The sequence below is a fragment of the Testudinibacter sp. P80/BLE/0925 genome, assembly GCF_053570785.1.
In genome coordinates this window covers 1,289,895-1,313,480 of record NZ_CM131636.1, presented here as the reverse complement: position 1 = coordinate 1,313,480, position 23,586 = coordinate 1,289,895, and the positions used below count along the sequence as shown (strand labels likewise).

The window sequence follows — 23,586 nt, the reverse complement described above, 5'->3', positions numbered from 1 at the left end:
ATCGTGTTATGGCGTCCCCACGGGGATTCGAACCCCGGTTACCGCCGTGAAAGGGCGATGTCCTAGGCCTCTAGACGATGGGGACCGCGACCATAACACGTTATTCTCAAATCTATCAAACAATCTGTGTGAACACCTATACAAAATCATCAGTCATATATAAGGAGGTGATCCAACCGCAGGTTCCCCTACGGTTACCTTGTTACGACTTCACCCCAGTCATGAATCATACCGTGGTAAACGCCCCCCTTCCGGTTAAGCTATCTACTTCTGGTACAACCCACTCCCATGGTGTGACGGGCGGTGTGTACAAGGCCCGGGAACGTATTCACCGCAACATTCTGATTTGCGATTACTAGCGATTCCGACTTCATGGAGTCGAGTTGCAGACTCCAATCCGGACTACGACGCACTTTAAGAGATTCGCTTAAGCTCGCACTCTCGCCTCCCTCTGTATACGCCATTGTAGCACGTGTGTAGCCCTACTCGTAAGGGCCATGATGACTTGACGTCATCCCCACCTTCCTCCGGTTTGTCACCGGCAGTCTCCTTTGAGTTCCCATCTTTACATGCTGGCAACAAAGGATAAGGGTTGCGCTCGTTGCGGGACTTAACCCAACATTTCACAACACGAGCTGACGACAGCCATGCAGCACCTGTCTCTAAGTTCCCGAAGGCACAAGCTCATCTCTGAGCTCTTCTTAGGATGTCAAGAGTAGGTAAGGTTCTTCGCGTTGCATCGAATTAAACCACATGCTCCACCGCTTGTGCGGGCCCCCGTCAATTCATTTGAGTTTTAACCTTGCGGCCGTACTCCCCAGGCGGTCGATTTAACGCGTTAGCTTCGAGAGCCACCCATACAGGCAACCCCCAAATCGACATCGTTTACAGCGTGGACTACCAGGGTATCTAATCCTGTTTGCTCCCCACGCTTTCGCACATGAGCGTCAGTCTTTGTCCAAGGGGCCGCCTTCGCCTCCGGTATTCCTCCACATCTCTACGCATTTCACCGCTACACGTGGAATTCTACCCCTCTCTACAAAACTCTAGATAAACAGTATGAAATGCTGTTCCCAAGTTAAGCTCGGGGATTTCACATCTCACTTATCTATCCGCCTGCGTGCCCTTTACGCCCAGTTATTCCGATTAACGCTCGCACCCTCCGTATTACCGCGGCTGCTGGCACGGAGTTAGCCGGTGCTTCTTCTGTGACTAACGTCAATTGCTCTGTCTATTAAACAAAACACCTTCCTCATCACCGAAAGAACTTTACAACCCGAAGGCCTTCTTCATTCACGCGGCATGGCTGCGTCAGGGTTCCCCCCATTGCGCAATATTCCCCACTGCTGCCTCCCGTAGGAGTCTGGGCCGTGTCTCAGTCCCAGTGTGACTGGTCATCCTCTCAGACCAGTTAGAGATCGACGGCTTGGTGAGCCTTTACCTCACCAACTACCTAATCTCACTTGGGCTCATCTTATGGCGGGCGGCTCGAAAGTCCCACCCTTTAGTCCTAAGACATTACGCGGTATTAGCTACAGTTTCCCGTAGTTATCCCCCTCCATAAGCCAGATTCCCAAGCATTACTCACCCGTCCGCCGCTCGTCGGCAAAGTAGCAAGCTACCCCCCGTTACCGCTCGACTTGCATGTGTTAAGCCTGCCGCCAGCGTTCAATCTGAGCCATGATCAAACTCTTCAATTCAAGTTCAATCGCTCAACGAATTTCTGACTATAATGTTGAAACCACAAAAGTTTCAATTATGAATTTACTATCAGCACTCATTAAGACTTTAGTTTTTTAAATCTTTAAATTACCAATGCCTTGCACAAGTGCCCACACAGATTGTCTGATATATTGTTAAAGAACAGTTTCCTTCTTTTCAAGGAAAGGATTGTCATTCTACACAATCCCATTTTTTCGTCAAGCGATTTTTAAACTAACCGCTTCACTTTCACCGACTTGCCACGCCGTTTTGCGTTGTCGCCGTCAGTGGAAGCGCATTATAGGGCGGCAAAATTTTTTGGCAAGATCTTTTTTAAAAAAAGATCATTATTTTTGCGGAAAAAAGAGCGATTGCTAGTTTCTTAAGCGAAATGCCGATTTAACCGGCATTTTAGACGTAAAACTTTAGTATTAGTCCGGTTGGTTTGTATCTACCTGTTGCCATTCGCTGAAACCGTAACGTTGCATCATGCTTTGGAAGCCGAAAATATGGTTAATCGCTGCGGTAGAAAAAATCAGTTTTTTTGCGCTTGGTAATTCGCTACTTTCTACTTGATATAATTGTTTTTCCTGCAATAGCTGTTTAACCCGTTTTGCTACCGCCTTGCTGGAATCAACAAAATATTTCACTTGCGGCAGACAGAGTTTCAGTTCATTTTCCAGTAATGGAAAATGGGTGCAACCCCAAATGACCGTATCCAACGTTTTCAACTCAACCCAAGGCTTGACAATATTGTGCAACCGTCCCAAATCCACCGAATCGCCGCGCATTTTCTTTTCTGCAAGTTCGACTAATTCGGTTGTTCCGATTTTCTCGACAACACAATCGACAGCATAATTTTGGATTAATTCTTCGGTATAAGCCCGTTTTACCGTACCTTTGGTTGCCAACAAGCCGATATGTTTGGTTTGTGACACCTGTGCCGCCGGTTTGATTGCCGGTACAGTACCGACGATTTCGATATGCTGCGGCAGCTGCTCTCTCAATGTCGGCAATACCACCGTACTCGCGGTATTACAGGCGATAACCACCAGATCAATCGGATACTGTGCGACTAACTTTTGACAAACGAGCAAAGTGCGGTCGATAATCTGCCGTTCGCTTTTTTCCGAGTAAGGAAAAAAGGCATTATCCAAGCAATAGAGGTAATGGCAATTCGGCAATAATGCCTGTATTTCAGCATAGACCGTCAAGCCGCCGACACCGGAATCAAACACCAAAACAGTCGGTAATGGATTATTTTTCTTCATCATAAATAGCCAAAATCATCTAAAAACAATTCGCTGACAAGTAACCAGCTGTCTTGCATTGAAAAAACAGAGCGCCTAGCCGCTAATCCGTCCATTTTACTCCATTCCAACTCGCCGCGTACGAATTTTTGTTCGAATAAAAATTCACCTAACGGTTTGTCGCCTAGCGCCAATAACGGCGGGAATTGTATACAAAGCTGTTCGGGAATAACGGTGCGGGCAAAGAGCCAAGGTTGTTGATCGCCATATAAAAAGACTTCACGCAACCAATAGCGTTGATTTTTCGCTAAAACCGCACTTTCATTACTGAACAGCTCGTTTTGCCAACCTTGGTGTAACAACTCGACTTGAAACAGCTTACAGTGCCGTTTTAGTTTTGCGGTTAACGATTCCGCACACAACAACCACTCTTGTTCCGTCGCCGAAAGTGCGGTTGCGCCCTGTTGCCAAACCGCACTTTGCAACCAAGTGCGGTAACCCGGAATTATTTTCTGCTTAGGCATTGCTGTACATTGTCCGTTGATCAAGCCAGCGTTGAATCAAGCCGTCCACACAACTCGGATAGCGTTCAATAAGTTGGCGTGCGTTGTGTTGTACCAAGGGGATCAACTTGCGATCACGCAGCAAATTAGCAATTTTAAATTCGGCAATACCGGTCTGTTTTGTGCCCAACACTTCGCCCGGCCCGCGAATTTGCAGATCTTTTTCCGCAATCACAAAACCGTCCTGGCTGTCGCGCAATACTTGCAAACGCTGGCGCGAGACCTTGCCGAGCGGGGGTTTGTACATCAGCACGCAATAAGAATCAATGCTGCCGCGCCCGACCCGCCCGCGCAGTTGGTGCAATTGCGATAAGCCCAAGCGTTCGGCATTTTCGATAATCATCAAACTGGCATTCGGTACGTCAACCCCGACTTCAATCACCGTCGTCGCCACCAACAAATCCAATTCCGCTTGTTTGAATTGCTGCATAACCATCTGTTTTTCTTGTGCTTTCATACGCCCATGCACCAAGCCGATGGCGAGATTCGGCAGCGCCCGTTGCAGATCCTGCATGATCGCTTCGGCGGCTTGCGCTTCCAGCACTTCCGATTCTTCAATCAGGGTACAGACCCAATACGCCTGCCGTTTTTCATTGTTACACGCCTGATTAACCCGTTGCACGATTTCATCGCGCCGCTCTTCGGAAATCACAATGGTTTGAATCGGGGTGCGTCCCGGCGGCAATTCATCGATAATCGAGGTATCCAAATCGGCATACACCGTCATCGCCAACGTGCGCGGAATCGGCGTTGCGGTCATAATCAGTTGGTGTGGATAAAATGCATTTTTCAGCCCTTTTTCGCGCAACATCAGCCGTTGATGTACGCCAAAACGGTGCTGTTCATCGATAATCACCAATGATAAATTGGCAAATTCGACATCTTCTTGAAACAGCGCGTGCGTGCCGACAATCATCTTCGCCTGACCGCACTTGATCTGATCCAACGCTGTTTGGCGCGCTTTGCCTTTCACTTTGCCGGCAAGCCAGCCGATTTCAATTCCCAACGGCTCAAACCAACGGCGGAAATTCTGTGCGTGCTGTTCGGCTAAGATTTCAGTCGGTGCCATCAGTGCCGCCTGCTTGCCTTGCCCGATTGCCGTCAACGCCGCCAATGCCGCAACCAACGTTTTGCCTGAACCGACATCCCCTTGCACCAAGCGCATCATCGGCTCGTTTTTTGCCATATCTTGCTGAATTTCTGCCGCCACACGCTGTTGTGCTTTGGTCGGCCGAAACGGCAGTTGTGCCAGAAAAAGTGCGGTCAAGTGCGGATCAACCGTTAAACTTTCCGCATTCAAGCGTTTGGTTTCGACCCGACTTTGCTGGATTGCCAAATTATGCGCCAATAATTCTTCATAAATCAGCCGCTGTTGTGCCGGGTGCTTGCCTTGTTCCAATTGTTCGAAAGAAATATTCGGCGGCGGACGGTGCAGGCAAGTCAGCGCCTCTTTCAGGCTGATACGGTGCGGATTAAACTCCAGCGGCAGCAGTTCGTTCACCGGTGTGCCGTGCAATAATTTCAATGCCTGCTCGGTTAGATTGCGCAGTGCTGTTTGGCGCAAGCCGTCGGTGGTCGGATAAATCGGCGTGAGGTTTTCTTCTAAAACAACCGGCTGATCGTTGCGAATAATTTGATATTGCGGGTGATGGATTTCCGCCATAAAGCGCCCACGCTTAATCTCGCCAAAGGCTTTCACCCGTGTACCGGCTTGCAGGCTGTTTTTCATGCCGGCATTGAAATTGAAAAAGCGCAAACCGATTTTGCTGTTGCCGTCCGACAACGTGACGGTTAAAATCGGACGTTTGCCGAAAGTCACTTCCGCTGTTTGCACCACGCCCTCAATCGTGGCGTATTGATCGGCGCGAATTTGACTGAGCGGGGTAATGCGCGTGCGGTCTTCATAACGGCTCGGCAGGTGAAACAGCAGATCCTGCACATTGTTAATATTGATTTTAGCGAGCTTTGCCGCCACCGCCGCGCCCACTCCGGTAAGTGCGGTCAGCGGAATCGCATCTAGCAACTGCTCTTTCATTATTCAACTCAGGTTATTCGTTGATATTACGCACAATCTCAATCACGCCGGAAACCGCACTTAGCTTTTTCATCACGCCGTTCAGTTGTTGTACGTTGTGAGTTGAGATCAAAAGAGTGACGACATACACCCGCCCCTCTTTTTCTTCGGTGACAATGCTTTTAATATTGCTGCCGGTTGCCGCGATTGCCGAGGTCAGATTCGCTAGAATCCCCTGCTTGTTCACCATTTCAATCCGCAATTCGGCATCGAATTCGGCGGTGTTTTCACTCTTTTCCCACTCAACCGACGTGAAATGCTCCGGTTGGTTTTGACTTTCCCGCACAATATTGGAACAAGACGCATGGTGTACCACCAAGCCCTTGCCCGGGCTGACAAATGCAATAACCGGGTCGCCCGGTACCGGGTGGCAACATTTGGCGCAGCTGATCAGCAAGCCTTCCGCACCTTTGATAATCAAGTTATTAGAATCTTTGTGGTTATTCGGAATGCCGTCAGTATCAATCGCAATTTTTTCACCCAGCAAACTGTGCGCAATGACCGCGCTCATTTGATTGCCCAAGCCGATTTCCGCCAACAGATCGTCAAAATCGCTCAGTTTTAACTCGGTCAATAAATGTTGCAAGCGTTGCTGATCAATATCTTCCAATTTGTACGGCGAAAGTGAATGAATCAGTTGGCGTTTGCCTAAAATAACCGATTCGTCGCGGCGTAAACTTTTCAGGGTTTGGCGGATTTTAGAACGCGCTTTGGCCGTCACCACAAAATTGAGCCAACCCGCACTTGGGCGTGCCGACGGCGCGGTGATCACTTCCACCGTTTGCCCGCTTTCCAACGGTTGCGATAACGGATACGGCACGCGATCGACCCGTGCGCCGATACAGGTTTGTCCGATGTCGGAATGCACCGCATAGGCAAAGTCAATCGCGGTTGCGCCGGTTGGTAATTCGACGATCCGCCCTTTCGGGGTGAAGACATAGATTTCGTCCGGGAACATATCGGATTTCACGCTTTCGATAAATTCCAACGAGTTGCCCGAACTTTGCTGCAACTCTATCAGGCTTTGCAGCCAGCGTTGCGCACGGATTTGTGCGGTGGTATTTTTGACTTCGCTGCCTTGCTTATACGCCCAGTGCGCCGCCACCCCCATTTCCGCCATTTGATCCATATCTTCGGTACGGATCTGCACTTCGACCGGCACGCCGTGCGGCCCGATCATCGAGGTGTGCAGCGATTGATAGCCGTTGGCTTTGGGAATGGCGATGTAATCTTTCACCCGCCCGGGACGCGGTTTATACAATCCGTGCATTTGCCCCAGCACGCGGTAGCAGGTATCGACATCATCGACGATTGCCCGAAAGGCGTAAATATCCATAATCGAATGGAAACGCTGCTCTTTTAAACGCATTTTTTGGTAGATCGAATACAGATGTTTTTCTCGACCAAATACGCGTGAATGGATACCGGCATCGTCCAACCGCCCTTTGATTTCATCGGCAATGCGCTGAATCATCTCTTTGCGGTTGCCGCGCGCGGCTTGGATCACTTTTTGCAACACTTGGTAACGGTTTGGGTGCAAGGCTTCAAAGCCTAAATCCTCCAATTCGTTTTTGATATGCTCAATCCCCAAACGGTGTGCCAACGGGCTGTAAATTTCCAACGTTTCTTTAGCGATACGCCGGCGTTTGTCCGGGCGCAACGAACCTAGGGTGCGCATATTGTGGGTGCGGTCTGCCAGCTTAATCAACACCACCCGAATATCTTTGGTCATCGCCAAAATCATCTTGCGGAAATTCTCGGTTTCCGCCTCTTTGCGTGTCCTGAATTTTAATTTATCCAGTTTCGACACGCCCTCGACGATCTCGGCGACGCTCTGCCCAAAGGCTTCGGTCAGCTGTTGTTCGGTGTAAGGGGTATCTTCGATCACGTCGTGTAACAACGCCGCCATCACCGCTTCGTGATCCAGTTTCATCTCGGCGATAATCGACGCCACCGCCACCGGGTGGGTGATATACGGCTCGCCGCTGGAACGGGTTACGCCTTCGTGGGCATCACGGGCGATCACATAGGCTTGCTTCACCAGTTCGATCTGTTCCGGTGGCAAATAGCCTTGAATAATCCGGTTTAGGCTCTCGAATAGATACAAATCACACCTGCCTTATTAGAAATATCGGCTTATGCCTGTTCTTCAGCAGACAACAGGGAAACGGCATGAATTTCCGCGGTTTCTTGTTCTAATTGTTCGTAACGCTCTTGTTTATCCATAATCTCGTTGTTGATTAAGCCTTTTTCGATTTCACGCAACGCAATCACGGTCGGTTTATCGTTTTCCGGCTCAACCAGCGGCTCGCGCGCATTGGATTGCAGTTGGCGCGCACGACGGGACGCGGTTAAAATTAAATCAAAACGGTTACCGATTTTCTCTACCGCATCTTGCACAGTTACTCGTGCCATAGTTTTTCTCCACTCAATTCAGTATAGGGTCTGTTGTTATAAAAACGGTATATGATACTAAAATTAGCGTTATTTCGCCAGTAATTGCTGAAGTAATCGCTGCCGATTTTGCTGCTGTGCCGCCAACGTAACGCGATTTGCCAACAACACCGCTTGCAGTTCTGCCAGCGATTGTTCGAAATTATCATTGATAATCACATAGTCATATTCAGCATAATGTTCCATTTCACTGATCGCTTTCGCCATACGCGAGGCGATCACCTTCGCCGAATCCTGCCCGCGTCCGATTAAGCGCCGTTCCAATTCTTGCAGCGACGGCGGCAAAATAAAAATACTTTTGCAATTCGGCATTTTCAACCGCACTTGCTGCGCGCCCTGCCAGTCGATGTCCAAAAAGACATCGATTCCCTGCGCCAAACTCTGTTCAATCATCGGAATCGAGGTGCCGTAATAATTACCGAATACCTTGGCATATTCCAAAAACAGCCCTTGTGCGATTAAGTCTTCAAATTCCGCCACCGTACTGAAATAATAATGCACGCCGTGCTCTTCGCCGGGACGCGGTTGGCGCGTGGTGTGTGAAATCGAAACTTGCGCCTTGTTTGCGCGTTGTTTTAATGCTATCTGTTCTAGTAATGCCGCAATCAGCGAGGATTTGCCCGCCCCACTCGGCGCGGAAACAATATAGAGTTGACCTTGTTGCATAATTTTCCTTGTTGCTGGTTATCGCTTGATTATGTCGTAAAATGCAAAAAAAAGCAGTCGGAAAATACATTGTTTAGCAAGAAAATAGACAAGTGCGGTTCAAATAAACCGCACTTTGGTAAAATACGGCTAAATTACAACACCTGCCGTTGCAATTGCCCGATAATTTGCGGGTTTTCCAGCGTAGAAATATCTTGGGTGATCATTTCGTTTTTGGCAATCGAGCGCAGCAAACGGCGCATGATTTTGCCAGAACGGGTTTTCGGCAAGTTTTCGGCGAAACGAATATCCTCCGGACGCGCAATTTTACCGATTTCTTTCGATACCCACTGTTTCAACTCATCGGCCAGGGCTTTGGCTTCCTCGCCGTCCGGCAGCGGCGTGTTCAACACCACAAACGCCACCACCGCCTCGCCTTTTATTTCATCCGGTTTGCCGACTACCGCCGCTTCCGCTACCTGCGGATTGGCGACCAGTGCCGATTCGATTTCCATGGTGCCGAGACGGTGTCCGGAAACGTTCAGTACATCGTCGGTACGTCCTAAAATCCAGAAATAACCGTCTTCATCGCGGTGGGCGGAATCGCCGGCAACATAATATTTGCCGCCGAGTTCCTCCGGAAAATAGGTGGCTTGATAACGGGCGTCATCATTCCAAATCGTACGCAACATTGATGGAAACGGACGCTTAATCACCAACATTCCGCCGCTTTGATCGCGAATTTTCTGCCCCTGTTCATCCACCACATCCGCCATGATCCCCGGCAACGGCAAGGTACAGGAACCCGGTTTCATCGAATTGATCCCCGGCAGCGGCGACAACATGATCGAACCGGTTTCGGTTTGCCACCAGGTATCGACAATCGGACAGCGTTCTTTACCAATCACATCGTACAGCCACATCCACGCCGACGGGTTGATCGGTTCGCCGACACTGCCCAACAGTCGCAACGAAGAGAGATCGTATTTGTTCGGAATCCGCTCGCCAACGCGGGTCAAAGAGCGGATCAAGGTCGGCGAAGTATAAAACACGCTAATTTTATGCCGTTGAATGGTACGCCAAATCCGCCCCGGATCAGGATAACTCGGCACGCCCTCATAAATCACCTGAGTTGCGCCGTTCGCCAACGGTCCGTAACAGACGTAAGAGTGTCCGGTGATCCAACCCACATCGGCGGTGCACCAATAAATATCCTCCGGCTTGTTATCAAACACATTGCGGAAAGTATTGAGCGCACCTAACAAATAGCCTGCCGTGCTATGCACAATCCCTTTCGGTTTGCCGGTCGAACCGGAGGTATACAAGATAAACAGCGGATCTTCCGAGTTCATCCACTCCGGTTCGCAAAAATCCGGTTGGTGTTTTGATAATTCATGCCACCAGAGATCGCGCCCGTTTTGCCACGGCGTATCGATATTCAAACGGTAATAGACCACCACGTTTTGTATGGTCGGACAGCCCATCTCCAGCGCTTCGTCCACCGTTTCTTTCAACGGAATAATCTTGCCGCCGCGCAAACCGCCGTTAGCCGTGATCACCAATTTGGCTTCGGCGTCTTCAATCCGATCGCGTAAGGCGCCGGCGGAAAACCCGCCGAACACCACCGAATGAATCGCACCGATACGCGCGCAGGCTTGCATTGCAATCACCGCTTCGACAATCATCGGCATATAAATCACCACCCGATCGCCCTTGCCAATGCCCAGTTCGCGCAACGCATTGCCGAAACGGCACACCCGATTATGCAATTGGCTGTAGCTAAACGTGTTGACCTGCCCGAAATCGGACTCGAAGATCAGAGCGGTTTTGTTGCCTTTATCCGGCAAATGGCGATCAAGACAGTTATAGGAGGCATTGAGTTTACCGTCCGGGAACCATTTGTAAAACGGCGCGTTGCTGTCGTCGAAAATAGTCATAAACGGCTTTTTCCAACTGATTAATTCGCGCGCTAAATCCGCCCAATATTGTAGATAATCTTTGTCGGCGAATTCCCACAGCGCCTGATACCCTTCCAACTGCCCGATATTGGCGGCTTGACGGAAATCATCACTCGGTTTGAAAATGCGGTTCTCTCTTAATACGGAATCAAGGTGTTGCATATCGGCGTTCCTCTTAACGAAGTTACAGGAAGCGAAAGAAAGCAAACGATCGCTATATATATAAAATCAGCTACCGTTTACCCTATATTAAGTTAAAAAAATGAGCAAGAGTTGTTAACGATTTGTTTCAAGACTTGGATCACAAAATAGAGGAATTTATCGCGGTATCGTATGCAAAATGATACCTTGATCACAAATAAAACGGCATGGGGGTTGACTGATCGCCATGCCGAATTCCGATTAAACCATGCCGATACTCGCCAAGCCAATAACGGTGATTAACGAAACAGTAGGAATGATTAAAGACACCATCGCAATATCAAAGTAGCTCTGGCGGTGACTCATTCCGGTTATCACTAATAGGGTTAATACTGCCCCGTTATGCGGCAAGGTATCCAATCCGCCGGAAGCAATGGCGGCAACACGGTGAAAATGTTCAATATTCAAGCCTTGTACCATTGCCAATTCATAATATTTTTGTCCCAAGCTTTCCAATGCAATGCCCATGCCTCCGCTAGCGGAACCGGTTGCGCCGGCAAGTGCGGTGACGGATATGGCTTCTGAAATAAGCGGCGAACCTTTGATCGTTAACAGAAAATCGGATAGCAACGCAAATCCGGGAACGGCTTTCACCACCGTGCCGAAACCAACCGCAGCCGAAGTATTCACGATTGCCAATACCGAGCCGTTTGCCCCATCATTAATCGCTTTGATAAACGTTTTATAGCGCGGCACACTCAGCACTAAAATCAGCATGATCCCGATCAGCAAAGCAATGATAATCGACAGTTTGGTCACATTCAGCGCCACAACAACGGAAACCAGCGGCAACATAGAAAACCAGAAATTCGGGTTTTTATTTTCAATCGGCGCCATTGCCTTTTCTGTTTCTGTCTGTCCCGCGGCGTTTTCCAAACGCTCTTCATCTCCGGTTTGCACGGGTTGTTTCGCTTCAAGCTCGGTAAATACTTGCCCTTTGGCGCGAAGTGCGGTTTCACGATAAACTAACCAATAATACCCTAATACCGCCATAATCAAGGCGGAAACGATCCCCATCAACGGCGCTGCCGCCGGGGTGGTATGAAAATAGTTGGTCGGGATTAAATTTTGAATTTGCGGCGTGCCGGGAATAGCCGTCATGGTATAGGTGAACGCCCCCAGCGCAATCGTGCCCGGCAAGAGACGGCGGGAAATATTCGCCTGACGGAACAGCGACACACCGAGCGGATAGACGGCAAAAACCACCACGAACAGGCTTACGCCGCCATAAGTTAAAATCGAGCAGGCGACAACGACGGCTAAAATCGCCCGTTTTGCCCCAAGCCATCGGCTGATCGTTTCGGCAATCGCGTTCGCCATTGCAGTGACTTCCATCAGCTTGCCGAAAATAGCGCCCAACATAAAAATCGGAAACCAAGTTTTGGCAAAACCGACGAAACCGCTCATATAATCACCGGTATAGGCGGTCAATAAATCCAAGCCGCCAAACAACGCAACGACGCCGGCGGCTATCGGCGCGACCCAAATAATCGACCAACCGAGAAAAGCTAAAACAATAATGATAGTAAGACCAAGCAAAATACCCAGCATATTACTTCTCCTATAAATGAATCGATTCTTGGCGCTAAACGCAGCAAACCGACTGCATATTGCAACATTTTGTGGGGTCAAAAAAAGCGGGTTCCGTCCTTGAAACCTGCTTTTGATCCGTCCTACTCAGGGGCAGTTTGCAAAAACAGACTAGACTCCGCCCTGAGATTCTTGTTATTGCGCGGTATAACCGGCATCGATCACCAAGTTAGTGCCGGTAATGTGCTTCGCACAAGGGCTGGAAGCAAAGAGCACCAAACTGGCAATATCATCAATATCAATTAAGGTTTTTTGCGGAATCAACGGATAAAGCACCTCTTCCAATACATTTTCAAGACTGACATTGCGTGTTTTCGCCAAATCTTTCATTTGATTCAACACCAGCGGCGTTTCAATGTAACCCGGGCAAATCGCATTGACGGTAACGCCGTCTTTGGCGCACTCTAACGCGGCAACCCGTGTGATCCCGATAATCCCGTGTTTGGCGGCGTTATACGCCACTTTTCCGGCAAAACCGACCAAGCCGTTGATCGAGGAGATATTGATAATCCGTCCGAATTTCTGCGCTTTCATGAGCGGTAAACAGTGCTTTATGCTTAAAAAAGAGGCGCGCAACATAATTTGGAGCATCAAATCGAATTTTTCAGTCGGGAAATCCTCTATCGGTGCAACATGTTGAATACCGGCGTTATTGACGAAAATATCCAATCTTCCGAAGTGGCGTTGTGCCGTCGCAATCAAATTCTCGATCTCTGCTTCTTTGGTTACATCGGTTTTAACCGCCAATACATTCGGGTGATCAAATTCTTTCAGCCGCGCTGCCAATGCGTCCTCATTGACATCACTGATCACGACTTTCGCGCCGTTTGCTAAAAATTTCTTCGCCATATGCAAGCCGATACCACTGGCCGAACCTGTAATCACAGCGACTTTTCCATTTACATCAATCATCTTTAACCTCAACTTGTTATTATTAATCAGACTGTTACCAATAAAAGAGAAAATCTACACCCGTTCAAGAATCATCGAAATGCCCTGACCTCCTCCGATACACAATGTTGCCAAACCTAATGTTGCCTGTTGTGCGATCATGCCGTACAACAAGGTAACTAAAATCCGCGCGCCGCTTGCGCCAATCGGGTGTCCGAGTGCGATTGCGCCGCCATGAATATTGGTTTTACTTAAATCAAAATTCAGCTCTCTGCCCACGCCTAAAAATTGGGCGGCAAAAGCTTCATTCGCTTCAATCAAATCAATCTGATCCAACGTCAAATCGGCTTTTTGTAACGCTTTTTGGGTCGCCTCAATCGGACCTAATCCCATCACCGCCGGATCATTGCCTGCACTGGCATAGCTGCGAATTTTTGCCAACGGCTGCAACCCTAAGGCTTGCGCTTTGCTTTCACTCATCAGTAACAATGCCGCTGCTCCGTCATTGATACCGGAAGCATTGCCTGCGGTGACTGTGCCGTCTTTTTTGAATGCCGGTCGCAATGTCGCAAGCTGTTCTAAGCAGCAATCAAATTTCGGGTGCTCGTCACGCTGTACCGTCACTTCACCTTTACGCGTTTTCACTGTCACCGGCACAATTTCCGCATCGAATACGCCCGATTGCACCGCTTGCGCCGCCAAGGTTTGGGAACGCAAAGCAAATTCGTCTTGCTCTTGTCGGCTGATACCGTATTGTTCGGCGATGTTTTCTGCGGTAATCCCCATGTGATATTGATTGATCGCACAGGTCAGCCCGTCTTCAATCATAGTGTCTTGCAGAGTTAAATTGCCCATGCGCACGCCGGACCGCACTTTACTGTTGAGCAGATACGGGGCTTGGCTCATATTTTCCATACCGCCGACCACCGCCACATCCGCGTCGCCGCTGCGGATGGCTTGCGCACCCAATACCACGCTTTTCAGTCCCGAACCGCACACTTTATTAATGGTTAAAGAAGCAACTTGCTGCGCAACGCCGGCTTTTAATGCCGCTTGCCGTGCCGGATTTTGTCCCAAGCCGGCTTGCAACACATTGCCCATAATCACTTCGTCAACCTGATCCGCCGAAACTTTTGCCCGTTTTAAAACCTCTTCGATCACCAATGCGCCTAAATCAACCGCACTTACCGTCGCAAGCGCACCGTTAAAACTGCCGATCGGGGTTCTGACGGCGCTGACAATAACTATATTTTCCATATCTGTTTCCTTTTTTATACGGCTATCGGTTACATAGATTGACGGCTGATCACCATCTCTTTAAAATCGTCCGCGACGATAAAATCCGCTTCGGTTTTGGTTTTAATCGTCTCCAAATCAACGTTTGGCGCATGTTCTTGCAAAATTAATCTGCCGTCGACAAAACTAAACACCGCCAATTCGGTCACCACCATATGTACTTTCTTTCTGGCAGTTAAAGGCAAAGTGCATTTTTTCAGAATTTTTGACGACCCCGATTTGGCGCAATGTTCCATACCAATAATGACCTTGCGCGAACCGGTGACCAAATCCATTGCACCGCCCATACCCGGCACCATTTTGCCCGGCACCATCCAATTCGCCAGATTAGCTTCCTGATCGACTTCCAAACCGCCCAGCACACAGGCATCGACATGTCCGCCGCGAATGAGGGCAAAGGAAAAGCCGCTGTCAAAAAACGCACCGTCAGCCTTAATCGAACAAGGTTGTCCGCCTGCATTAACAATATTCGGGTTCGCCGTTTCGCTATCCAAAGCGGTCAATCCCAAAAAGCCGTTTTCGGACTGCAACATGATATTCACGTCATCAGGCAGGTAATTTGCCACCATCGTCGGCAAACCGATTCCCAGATTGACGACATCGCCGTTTTTAAGTTCCATTGCAATACGGCGAGCAATTAATTCTTTTGCATTCATATCCTTTTCCTTCTGATTGCTTCACTTAACTGATCAAAGTGCGGTTTTTAACACAATATGGTCCACCAACGTTGCCGGCGTGATCACCTGATTCGGTTCTAATTCCCCTGCCTCAACCAAATAATCCGCCTCGACAATCACGGTTTTGCAAGCCAGCGCCATTAACGGATTAAAGTTTCGGGCGGAACCGTCATAGATCAAATTGCCGCAAGTATCCGCCGTATGCGCTTTAATCAGTGCCAAATCGGCTTTCAGCGGCAGTTCTAACAGATAATCGACCTGATCGATTCGTATCTTTTGTTTTCCCTCTTCCACCACCGTTCCTACTCCGGTTGGCGTTAGAATCCCGCCCAAACCGGCACCGCCGGCACGGATACGCTCCGCAAAAGTGCCTTGCGGCACCAATTCCACCTCGATTTCTCCGGCAATCATTTTTTTGCCGGTTTCCGGATTAGTGCCGATGTGGGAAGCAATCACTTTTTTAACCCGGTTGTTCACAATAAGCGGTCCTACGCCGCTATCAACCAATGCGGTATCGCTACTAATCAGCGTAATATCTTTAGTACCGGCATCTAAAATCGCCTGCACCAATGTTTCCGCCGAGCCGATCCCCATAAAACCGCCGGACATAATCGTCATCCCGTCAAACAGATGATTTTTTATCTCGGCAATAGCAATAACTTTAGACATAATGACTCTCCAAATGATATATATTTTATTTATACATAATTAATTACACGCTTAATTCATCGAAAATAGAACAAACTATTTCTAAATTTTTTATATTTCCCACATCTCTTTTTTATTTGAAACAATTCATAATTTTATTTATTTTTCATAAGGTTATAAACAACCCCTCTACCATTGTTATAATTTGAATCGAGCATAACAGGAAAAAAACAGAAAAAGAAATACTGATTTTTTAGATATCTATCAATTTTATTTATAGGTTTTTAAGATAAAATAGGAATAGTCAAGAAAGTTAACGGAGAATGATATGGATATTCGACATCTGCGCTATTTCATCGCGATTGTAGATAACAATTTTAATTTAAGCCGCACTTCACAACATCTGTATATTTCGCAGCCGGCACTCAGCATGATGATTAACGACTTTGAAAAACGGGAAGCCATTCAATTATTCAAGCGCGCGCAGGGAAAAATCATCGGTTTGACTTACGTTGGAGAAAATTATTATCACGATGCAAAAGAGATTATCGAAAAATATAATAATATGAATCACAATCTGCGTAAAATCACGAATAAAATTACCGGAAATATTACCATCGGTATTCCGCCATTAGTTTTATCCGTTGTATTTTCTGAAATTATGCCGCATTTGATTCTTAATAATCCGACCATTAACTTCAGTATTAAAGAACAAGGCGCATATGTATTAAAAAACGAATTATTAATGGAGAATATTGATTTAGCCGTGCTGCTTTACCCGGAAGGCATTTCTAAAAATATCATTGATTCTTTTGAAATTTCGCATTCCGAACTGGCGGTTTTCTTCTCGCCGCAACACCACTTGGCACAAAAATCAATCTTAACATGGCAGGATTTACATAATGAAAAAATGGCTATCTTTGATAAAACATTTATGATTTATCACCAATTAAGCGAATATTTTGAACGGCACAATAGTTATCCGAATATTATTGTAGAATCCAGCTCTTGGGACTTTTTATTAAATTCAACCAAAATCAATAAAGAATTATTAACGATTTTACCGTTCCCGATTGCTGAAATTTACCCTGCAAATGATTATGTCTGTCGACGAATTAAAGATCCGGTTCCTTGGCGAGTAACATTATGCCGATTGCGGAAAAATAACTACAGTAATATTGAAAGTTATATTTTAGATTCGCTACTTAGCGCATTTAAATCTTAAAGAATAGTATGCAAAAAAGAGAAAAAATTAAACCGCACTTTTTGATTGGGAGCTGATCAGCCCTAAAAGTGCGGTTTGGAAATTTAACATTAATCAAGCGGCATTCTGGGTTTCAATTTGCTCTTGTGCGCGGCACGTCGTGCCGTCATCTTCCATGTGTTTGAAGATACCGACCACTTCATGGATTTTTTCGCCGTCTTTGAACATCACAAAACCGCCGTGTTCCATTTTGACCCATTCTTCGTTTTTGGTCAGCGGAAAGGTCGAGATGATATTCACCCGGTCGTTCGGTTTGGCGAAGTCGTTAAAGTCAATCACGCCGTCATCGTCAATACGGAACGCTTTGCCGAACGGGGCTTTGCGCATGACATAATGCAAATTGGTGGAACAATGCGCCAGCATGATTTGTCCGTTAGACAGGATAAAGTTAAACGTACCTAGCTCTGCCAGATCATTCGCAATTTCACGCACCGCATCGAAAATCGCCTGATCACTCGGCTTTTTGTGATAGCGCACTTTGAGTTTTTCCACCATGTAGCAGAATGCCGCTTCGGAATCGGTTGTGCCGATTGGTTGCGCTCGGCTTTCCGACAGATCCGGCATGGTTTTCAAGTTGCCGTTGTGGGCAAACACCCAGTTTTCGCCCCAGATTTCACGCATAAACGGGTGGGTGTTTTCCAGATTCACCAAGCCTTGGGTCGCTTTGCGGATATGCGCGATCACATTCAAGGATTTGATGTGGTACTGCTTGACGCAATCGGCAATCGGCGATGAACTGCACGGTTTGTCATCGCGAAACACGCGCACGCCTTTGCCTTCGAAAAATGCGATACCGAAGCCGTCGGAATGGTGATCGGTGATCCCTGCACGGCGGCGAAAACCTTCAAAAGAAAAAACAATATCGGTCGGGCTGTTACAGTTCATGCCCAAAAGTTGACACATATAATGCGATCCTGCAAAACTCAAAAATAATACTTCTTAAAGAAGCGAAAAGATAAGTCGAATGGTGCAGAATTATACGCTTTTTTTACCAATATAAAATAGGGGGATATTCTTTTTCGCAGATTTTTTATCCGTTTTGTGGTTGCTGATTTTAGGATCCATTGCTCAAATTATAAATAAAGAGCGACAGCCCCTACAGCTGCCAAGTCAGGATTTGCCAACCGCACTTTTCCGCGTGCCGGCGCAAAGTGCGGTCAGGATTGACCACTTTCGGATAGCCCACTTCGTTCAGCAACGGCAGGTCGTTACACGAATCGGAGTAGAACGTCGCAGCACGTATTAAATCGGCATAATGATCACCGAGATAGGCTTGCAAACGGGTTACTTTGCCCTGCTGGTAGCTGAGCACCCCGACGGTGTTGCCCGTGTAATGTCCGTCCAGCAGCTCGGTTTGAATCGCAATCACTTCACGAATGCCCAACCGTTTCGCCGCCGCTTGTACCACAAAATCGGCGGTCGCCGAAATCATGATCAGCCGTTGTCCGGCAAGTTGCGCCTGTTTGACGCTTTGTTTTGCCGCCGGATAAATCCGCGGCTCAATCTCATTTAAAGCAAAAAGTGCGGTCTGTTTGGCAATCTCCGCTTGCGACATCCCCCGCAACGGTGCAAGGGTAAACGCCATATAATCGTCCATCGACATGTCAGCGGCGGCATATTTCTGCATCATCAAGTATTCCCGTTCGACAAATTCGTGATCGACCAAACCGCGATGTAGCATAAATTCGCTCCACAAAGAAGCACTGTCGCCGTCGATCAGCGTATCGTCCAGATCAAATAGCACTAAACTCATTGCAACTCCCTGATTTGCCCCTGTTCAAATTCCACTTTCACCATCGTACCGAGTGGGAAAAAATGCTCGCGCGACAGATTGAGTTTATCCACCGTCAGATCCACGCCGTCCAAGCGCACTTTATAACGGATAATATTGCCCAACAAACTACGCCCGACAATCACGCCGCGTCCGTGCTCGCTATCAGCCTCCAGCCTGATGGATTCGGGGCGGATCGCAATATCAGACCGCACTTCGCACGCCAGCAGCCGAGCAGCGTCTGCGGCGCCGAGAATATTGTAGCTGCCGATAAAACCGGCGCTGAAACGGGTTTGCGGCGCAAGATACAGGGTTTCGGCATCGCTGTTTTGCTCGATCCGCCCCTGATTCATCAGCACAATCCGATCCGACATGGTCAAAGCTTCCTCCTGATCATGGGTCACGAAAATCGTGGTCAGCTTCAGTTCCTGCTGAATTTGGCGGATCTGCTGGCGCAAATGTTTACGAATGCGTGCGTCCAATGCCGACAGCGGTTCGTCCAACAACAGTAAATCAGGGCGCGTAACCAGCGAACGCGCCAACGCCACCCGCTGACATTGTCCGCCGGACAACTGCTGCGGATAGCGATCACGGTATTTTTCCAATTCGACCAACGCTAAAATCTGCGCAACCCGTTGCTGAATTTCCGCCGACCGCACTTTGCGCATTTTCAGCCCGAACGCCACGTTGTCATACACATTCATATTCGGAAACAACGCATAGCTTTGAAATACCATCGCAATATTGCGTTTTTGCGGCGTGGCGTGGGTGATTTCCTGCCCGTTCAGCACGATTTGTCCGCTGTCAATCTCGGTCAAACCGGCAATACAGCGCAACAAGGTGGATTTGCCGCAACCGCTCGGTCCTAACAAAGTGACGAATTCCCCTTGATCGGCATGAAAACGGATATTGCTAAAAATGGTGTTGTCGCCATATTTTTTATCTAAATCAACCACATTTAAATAAGACATTAATCTTTCCTTTTTTCACGGTTAAGGCTGTTGGCAATCAGGGTGGCAAATAAAATCAGCAGGAAATACGACACCACCAACGCACTGGAATAGTGTCCGCTACGGTTGCGGATGTTATAGAGATAAACCTGCAAGGTTTCGTATTGTCCGCCGACCAACATATTGGCAAACAAAAATTCGCCGATCAGGAATGAAAATGAGAGGAAAATCGCCGATAACAGCCCATTTTTGAGGTTAGGTAAAATAATCTGCCATACTGCCCGCAAGGTGCTTGCGCCCAATAAATGGGCGGTATCGACCAGATCGCGCAAGTTAATCGCACTTAAATTGTTTTCAATCGCCCGGTAAATAAACGGCAAGGCAATCATAAAATAGCAGCCGATCAAGATCCACGGCGTGCCGGTGATGGCAAAAGGCTCATCGGAATAGAGCTGCAACAGCCCGACCGACGACACCACCGGCGGAATGGCGAACGGCAAAATCACCACTAAATTCATCAACGGTTTCAGTTTGGGGAAATAGTAATCCACCACAAAAATCACCGGAAAGGTGAAAGCGATCGCCACCACCAACGCAGTGAAACAGATCCACAACGAACGGAAAAGTGCGGTCAGAAAACGTTCGTCCGTCCACAGTTGGTGATACCAATCTAAGGTTAAGCCGTCAGGCAGCAGGGTTGCGCCCCAACTGGTGGAAACGGAATAAAGTGCGGTTGCGGCAATCGGCGCAGCTAAAATCAGCAACAAAACCAATAACACACTGTAATGATAAATACGATCTTTCGCCATCATCTTACCTTTTATCCTGATAGTTATAACGCTTACCCAACCCACGGTGCACCAGCGTCACCACTAACATTAATGCGATCAAGAACAACGACAGCGCACTGGCAAGATACGGATTGAGGAAAATATCACCCGATACCAAGGCGCCGATACGGATCGGCACGACGTTATAGTTGCCGCTAGTGAGGGCGTAAATCGTGGCATACGCACCAATCGCATTAGCAAACAGCACCACCAGCGTGCCGAGCAACGCCGGCATTAGCACCGGCACGGCAATTTTGCACCAATATGCCGTGCTGTTCGCACCGAGCAACGCCGCCGCCTCGCGCCACTCCCGTTTCAAGGCATCGAATGCCGGATAGAGCAGCAACACCGCCAACGGAATTTGGAAATAGGTATAAATAATGATAATCCCGGTTTTGGAATAAATATCAATTGCGGCAAAACCGTGGTGACGTAACAGCAGATTCAGCGCACCGTTCGCCCCTAGCAAAATAATAAACGCGAACGCAAGCGGAATGCCGGAAAAATTACTGGTCATGCTATTGAACGACAAAATAAAATCGCCGACCCGCGACGGTTTGATCGCACTCAGGGAATAGCTGCCGAACAGCGCAATCACTAGCCCGAACAGACTCGACCAAAGCGAAATCTCCAATGAGTAACGGATCGCTTGCAAGTAAAACGAGGAACTGACAATTTCGCTGAAATTCGCCACCCCCCAACCGCCGTCTTCAAGCTGAAACCCGTTAATCACAATCCAAATCAGCGGCACCAGCTGAAATGCGAGGAAAAACAGTAAAAACGGCAACATCGCCGCAATCGCTAACCCTTTCCCTTTCATCAAATTGCCTCTACGTTAATTTTTTATTTTAATAGCGCCGCACAAAACGGTTTATCGTGTTCTACACCTAAAATTTGGCAAACCGTGCCGCAAATCTCGGTCTGTAAAAGGGCGGTATCCGTCAAACTGAACGCCTCGCCGAACACATAAAACGGCACGCGTGCCTCCGTGTCGGAATCGGCACAATGGTTGCCGTCGTCATTCATGCCGTGATCGGCGGTGATAATCACCTGATAGCCCTCTTGCAACCACGTCGCGAGGTAATCGGACAAAATATTATCGGCGCGGCGTGCCGCATCACGGTATTGTTTGCTGTCTTGTCCGTAGTGGTGTCCGATGTCGTCGATATTCATCGAATGGCACAGTAAAAAGTGCGGTTGGTGCAAGTGGCGCAGGCTGTCGCCGTCGGCAAACAGATGGGAATCGGGATAGTCGTCGGCGTAATAAAAATGCGCATATTGAATCGGCAAGTGCGGTGCTTGCACATGGCGATCCAAGGTCGGATTAAACGGGGTGCGGTTATACAACTCGCTCACCCAATGATACGCCGCCGCAGCGGTTGTCAAACCCGCCGCCGCGGCATAATGAAAAATACTCCGATGGTGCGACAAGCGGGTGATGCGATTATTCACCACGCCGCTGTCAATCGGCGCAACACCGGTGAGCAGACACTCGTACAACGGGCGCGACAGCGCAGGCAGTTCGCTTTGCACTTGATACAATTTGCCCATGCCGCGCCGACACAACGCCTGTAAATGCCCCATGGTTTGCACGGCGGTGGCATAATTCAAGCCGTCTAAAATCACCAGAATTGCTTTCATCATCAACCTCTTATTTCATATTGATAATGACTTTTTCCTGCCACAGGCGCGGCAGTTGTTTAGCCGTTTTTTCCCATGCTTTGCCGTCTTGAATCGGACGTGCGTTTTTGTACTGCTCGGACGGCAACAATTTCGCCACCACATCTTGCGGCAAGCTGAGTTTGTCGGCGCGAATCGGACGGGCATAACCGCGCGCCAGGTTGATCTGCCCTTGATCGGACAAAATATATTCGCGTGCCAATTTCGCCGCATTGGGGTGTTTGGCATATTTATTGATGATGGTGGTGTAACCGGAAATCACCGAGCCGTCCGACGGAATCAGCACTTCAAAACGGGTCGGATCGATTTGATCACGGTAGTTCAAGCCGTTGAAATCCCATACGACACCGACTTCCACTTCGCCTTTTTCCAAGTTGGCAATGCTTGGATCAACCATGCCCAAACGCCCCTGTTTCGCCAACTCGGCAAAGAAATCCAATGCCGGGGTTAAATCTTTTTCATCGCCGCCGCGCGCAAAGTTCGCCGCCAACACGCCGTTCACCGCCTGCGCCGCCACACTGACATCGCCGACGGTCACTTTATAATCGCCTTTCAGCAAATCGTCCCAACTGTGCGGAGTGTTTTTCACGGTATTTTTATTGACGATAAAGGCAATCGTGCCGGTATACGCCAACATCCAATGCCCGTCTTCATCTTTCGCCCATGCCGGAATGTCATCCCAATAGCTGGTTTTATACGCTTGGGTCACGCCTTTTTGCACCGCAATCGGTCCGAAAGAGGCGCCGACATCACCGATATCCGCGGTCGCATTTTTCTTTTCCGCATCAAACTTGGCAATTTCCTGTGCCGAGCTCATATCGGTGTCAGTGTGCTTCAAGCCGTATTTCTCGCCCAACTGCACCCACGTATCTTTCCAGTTCGCCCACGTGTCCGGCATACCGACACTGTTCACCGCGCCTTCTTTTCTCGCCGCCACTTCCAACGCCGCCAAATCCCCTGCGGCATACGCAGACGACAAGCCGACGCTCAGTGCGGTTAAGGCAATGACTAAACTTTTTTTATTAAAATATGACAAGCCCATTTAAGTCTCCTTTTGTGTTTGAAGTGATCTTCAGATTGAAGAGACAATGAGTATAGCGGGGGAATGTTACAGTATGATGACAGCAGAACAGAGCGAAGAAA

The 23,586-nt window shown here is 48.4% G+C and carries 20 protein-coding genes, 1 tRNA gene and 1 rRNA gene; 1 reads left to right on the top strand and 21 read right to left on the bottom strand.

Going from position 1 to position 23,586, the window contains the following annotated elements; all coding sequences use genetic code 11:
• Positions 1-9: 9 nt before the first annotated feature.
• From ACWA5Z_RS06245 to atoD, 14 genes are all read right to left on the bottom strand, one after another.
• Positions 10-85 (bottom strand) — tRNA-Glu (locus ACWA5Z_RS06245).
• A 75-nt stretch (positions 86-160) separates the two neighbouring features.
• Positions 161-1,700: ribosomal RNA gene (locus tag ACWA5Z_RS06240) — 16S ribosomal RNA — on the bottom strand.
• A gap of 432 nt (positions 1,701-2,132) precedes the next feature.
• On the bottom strand, positions 2,133-2,975 hold the full coding sequence (gene murI / locus ACWA5Z_RS06235; RefSeq protein ID WP_431050798.1) for a glutamate racemase: 843 nt from the start codon (positions 2,973-2,975) through the stop codon (positions 2,133-2,135).
• Positions 2,972-3,475: a chorismate--pyruvate lyase family protein gene (locus tag ACWA5Z_RS06230; protein WP_431050796.1), complete on the bottom strand. Its 504-nt coding sequence runs from the start codon at positions 3,473-3,475 to the stop codon at positions 2,972-2,974. The genes murI and ACWA5Z_RS06230 overlap by 4 nt, the downstream gene beginning before the upstream one ends.
• Positions 3,468-5,549 carry an ATP-dependent DNA helicase RecG gene (gene recG, locus ACWA5Z_RS06225; protein ID WP_431050794.1) on the bottom strand — a complete coding sequence of 694 codons (2,082 nt, stop codon included), beginning with the start codon at positions 5,547-5,549 and terminating at the stop codon, positions 3,468-3,470. The genes ACWA5Z_RS06230 and recG overlap by 8 nt, the downstream gene beginning before the upstream one ends.
• Positions 5,550-5,562: 13 nt before the next feature.
• Complete coding sequence (gene spoT / locus ACWA5Z_RS06220) at positions 5,563-7,695, bottom strand: bifunctional GTP diphosphokinase/guanosine-3',5'-bis pyrophosphate 3'-pyrophosphohydrolase (protein ID WP_431050792.1); 2,133 nt, start codon at positions 7,693-7,695, stop codon at positions 5,563-5,565.
• Between the two features lie 29 nt (positions 7,696-7,724).
• On the bottom strand, positions 7,725-8,003 hold the full coding sequence (gene rpoZ / locus ACWA5Z_RS06215; RefSeq protein WP_431050790.1) for a DNA-directed RNA polymerase subunit omega: 279 nt from the start codon (positions 8,001-8,003) through the stop codon (positions 7,725-7,727).
• A gap of 69 nt (positions 8,004-8,072) precedes the next feature.
• Entirely contained in the window at positions 8,073-8,708 is a 636-nt protein-coding gene (gmk, locus tag ACWA5Z_RS06210; RefSeq protein ID WP_431050788.1) for a guanylate kinase, read from the bottom strand.
• 134 nt (positions 8,709-8,842) lie between these two features.
• On the bottom strand, positions 8,843-10,807 hold the full coding sequence (acs, locus tag ACWA5Z_RS06205) for an acetate--CoA ligase (protein ID WP_431050786.1): 1,965 nt from the start codon (positions 10,805-10,807) through the stop codon (positions 8,843-8,845).
• Positions 10,808-11,047: 240 nt separating this feature from the next.
• On the bottom strand, positions 11,048-12,397 hold the full coding sequence (locus tag ACWA5Z_RS06200) for a GntP family permease (RefSeq protein WP_431050784.1): 1,350 nt from the start codon (positions 12,395-12,397) through the stop codon (positions 11,048-11,050).
• Between the two features lie 174 nt (positions 12,398-12,571).
• The gene (locus ACWA5Z_RS06195; RefSeq protein WP_431050783.1) at positions 12,572-13,348 is read right to left on the bottom strand and encodes a 3-hydroxybutyrate dehydrogenase; all 777 of its coding nucleotides are present in this window, start codon (positions 13,346-13,348) and stop codon (positions 12,572-12,574) included.
• Between the two features lie 54 nt (positions 13,349-13,402).
• On the bottom strand, positions 13,403-14,584 hold the full coding sequence (locus ACWA5Z_RS06190; protein ID WP_431050781.1) for an acetyl-CoA C-acetyltransferase: 1,182 nt from the start codon (positions 14,582-14,584) through the stop codon (positions 13,403-13,405).
• A gap of 29 nt (positions 14,585-14,613) precedes the next feature.
• Complete coding sequence (locus tag ACWA5Z_RS06185) at positions 14,614-15,279, bottom strand: 3-oxoacid CoA-transferase subunit B (protein ID WP_431050780.1); 666 nt, start codon at positions 15,277-15,279, stop codon at positions 14,614-14,616.
• Between the two features lie 33 nt (positions 15,280-15,312).
• Positions 15,313-15,969, bottom strand: coding sequence for an acetate CoA-transferase subunit alpha (gene atoD / locus ACWA5Z_RS06180; protein WP_431050778.1), 657 nt, complete (start codon positions 15,967-15,969; stop codon positions 15,313-15,315).
• A 307-nt stretch (positions 15,970-16,276) separates the two neighbouring features.
• On the opposite strand from atoD, the gene ACWA5Z_RS06175 reads away from it, so the two are divergent.
• Complete coding sequence (locus ACWA5Z_RS06175; RefSeq protein WP_431050777.1) at positions 16,277-17,173, top strand: LysR family transcriptional regulator; 897 nt, start codon at positions 16,277-16,279, stop codon at positions 17,171-17,173.
• Positions 17,174-17,266: 93 nt separating this feature from the next.
• On the opposite strand, the gene ACWA5Z_RS06170 is transcribed toward ACWA5Z_RS06175, so the two are convergent.
• The 7 genes from ACWA5Z_RS06170 to ACWA5Z_RS06140 all read right to left on the bottom strand — a co-directional run bounded on the left by ACWA5Z_RS06170 (position 17,267) and on the right by ACWA5Z_RS06140 (position 23,485).
• Positions 17,267-18,115: a class II glutamine amidotransferase gene (locus ACWA5Z_RS06170; protein WP_431050775.1), complete on the bottom strand. Its 849-nt coding sequence runs from the start codon at positions 18,113-18,115 to the stop codon at positions 17,267-17,269.
• 193 nt (positions 18,116-18,308) lie between these two features.
• On the bottom strand, positions 18,309-18,965 hold the full coding sequence (locus ACWA5Z_RS06165; protein WP_431050773.1) for an HAD family hydrolase: 657 nt from the start codon (positions 18,963-18,965) through the stop codon (positions 18,309-18,311).
• Positions 18,962-19,954, bottom strand: coding sequence for an ABC transporter ATP-binding protein (locus tag ACWA5Z_RS06160; RefSeq protein ID WP_431050771.1), 993 nt, complete (start codon positions 19,952-19,954; stop codon positions 18,962-18,964). Before ACWA5Z_RS06160 ends, ACWA5Z_RS06165 begins: the two co-directional genes overlap by 4 nt.
• The gene (locus ACWA5Z_RS06155) at positions 19,954-20,745 is read right to left on the bottom strand and encodes an ABC transporter permease (protein WP_431050769.1); all 792 of its coding nucleotides are present in this window, start codon (positions 20,743-20,745) and stop codon (positions 19,954-19,956) included. Before ACWA5Z_RS06155 ends, ACWA5Z_RS06160 begins: the two co-directional genes overlap by 1 nt.
• 1 nt (position 20,746) lies before the next feature.
• Positions 20,747-21,583 carry an ABC transporter permease gene (locus ACWA5Z_RS06150; RefSeq protein ID WP_431050767.1) on the bottom strand — a complete coding sequence of 279 codons (837 nt, stop codon included), beginning with the start codon at positions 21,581-21,583 and terminating at the stop codon, positions 20,747-20,749.
• 23 nt (positions 21,584-21,606) lie between these two features.
• Positions 21,607-22,407, bottom strand: coding sequence for an alkaline phosphatase family protein (locus tag ACWA5Z_RS06145; RefSeq protein WP_431050765.1), 801 nt, complete (start codon positions 22,405-22,407; stop codon positions 21,607-21,609).
• 7 nt (positions 22,408-22,414) lie between these two features.
• Positions 22,415-23,485 carry an ABC transporter substrate-binding protein gene (locus tag ACWA5Z_RS06140; RefSeq protein WP_431050763.1) on the bottom strand — a complete coding sequence of 357 codons (1,071 nt, stop codon included), beginning with the start codon at positions 23,483-23,485 and terminating at the stop codon, positions 22,415-22,417.
• Between the last annotated feature and the right edge of the window lie 101 nt (positions 23,486-23,586).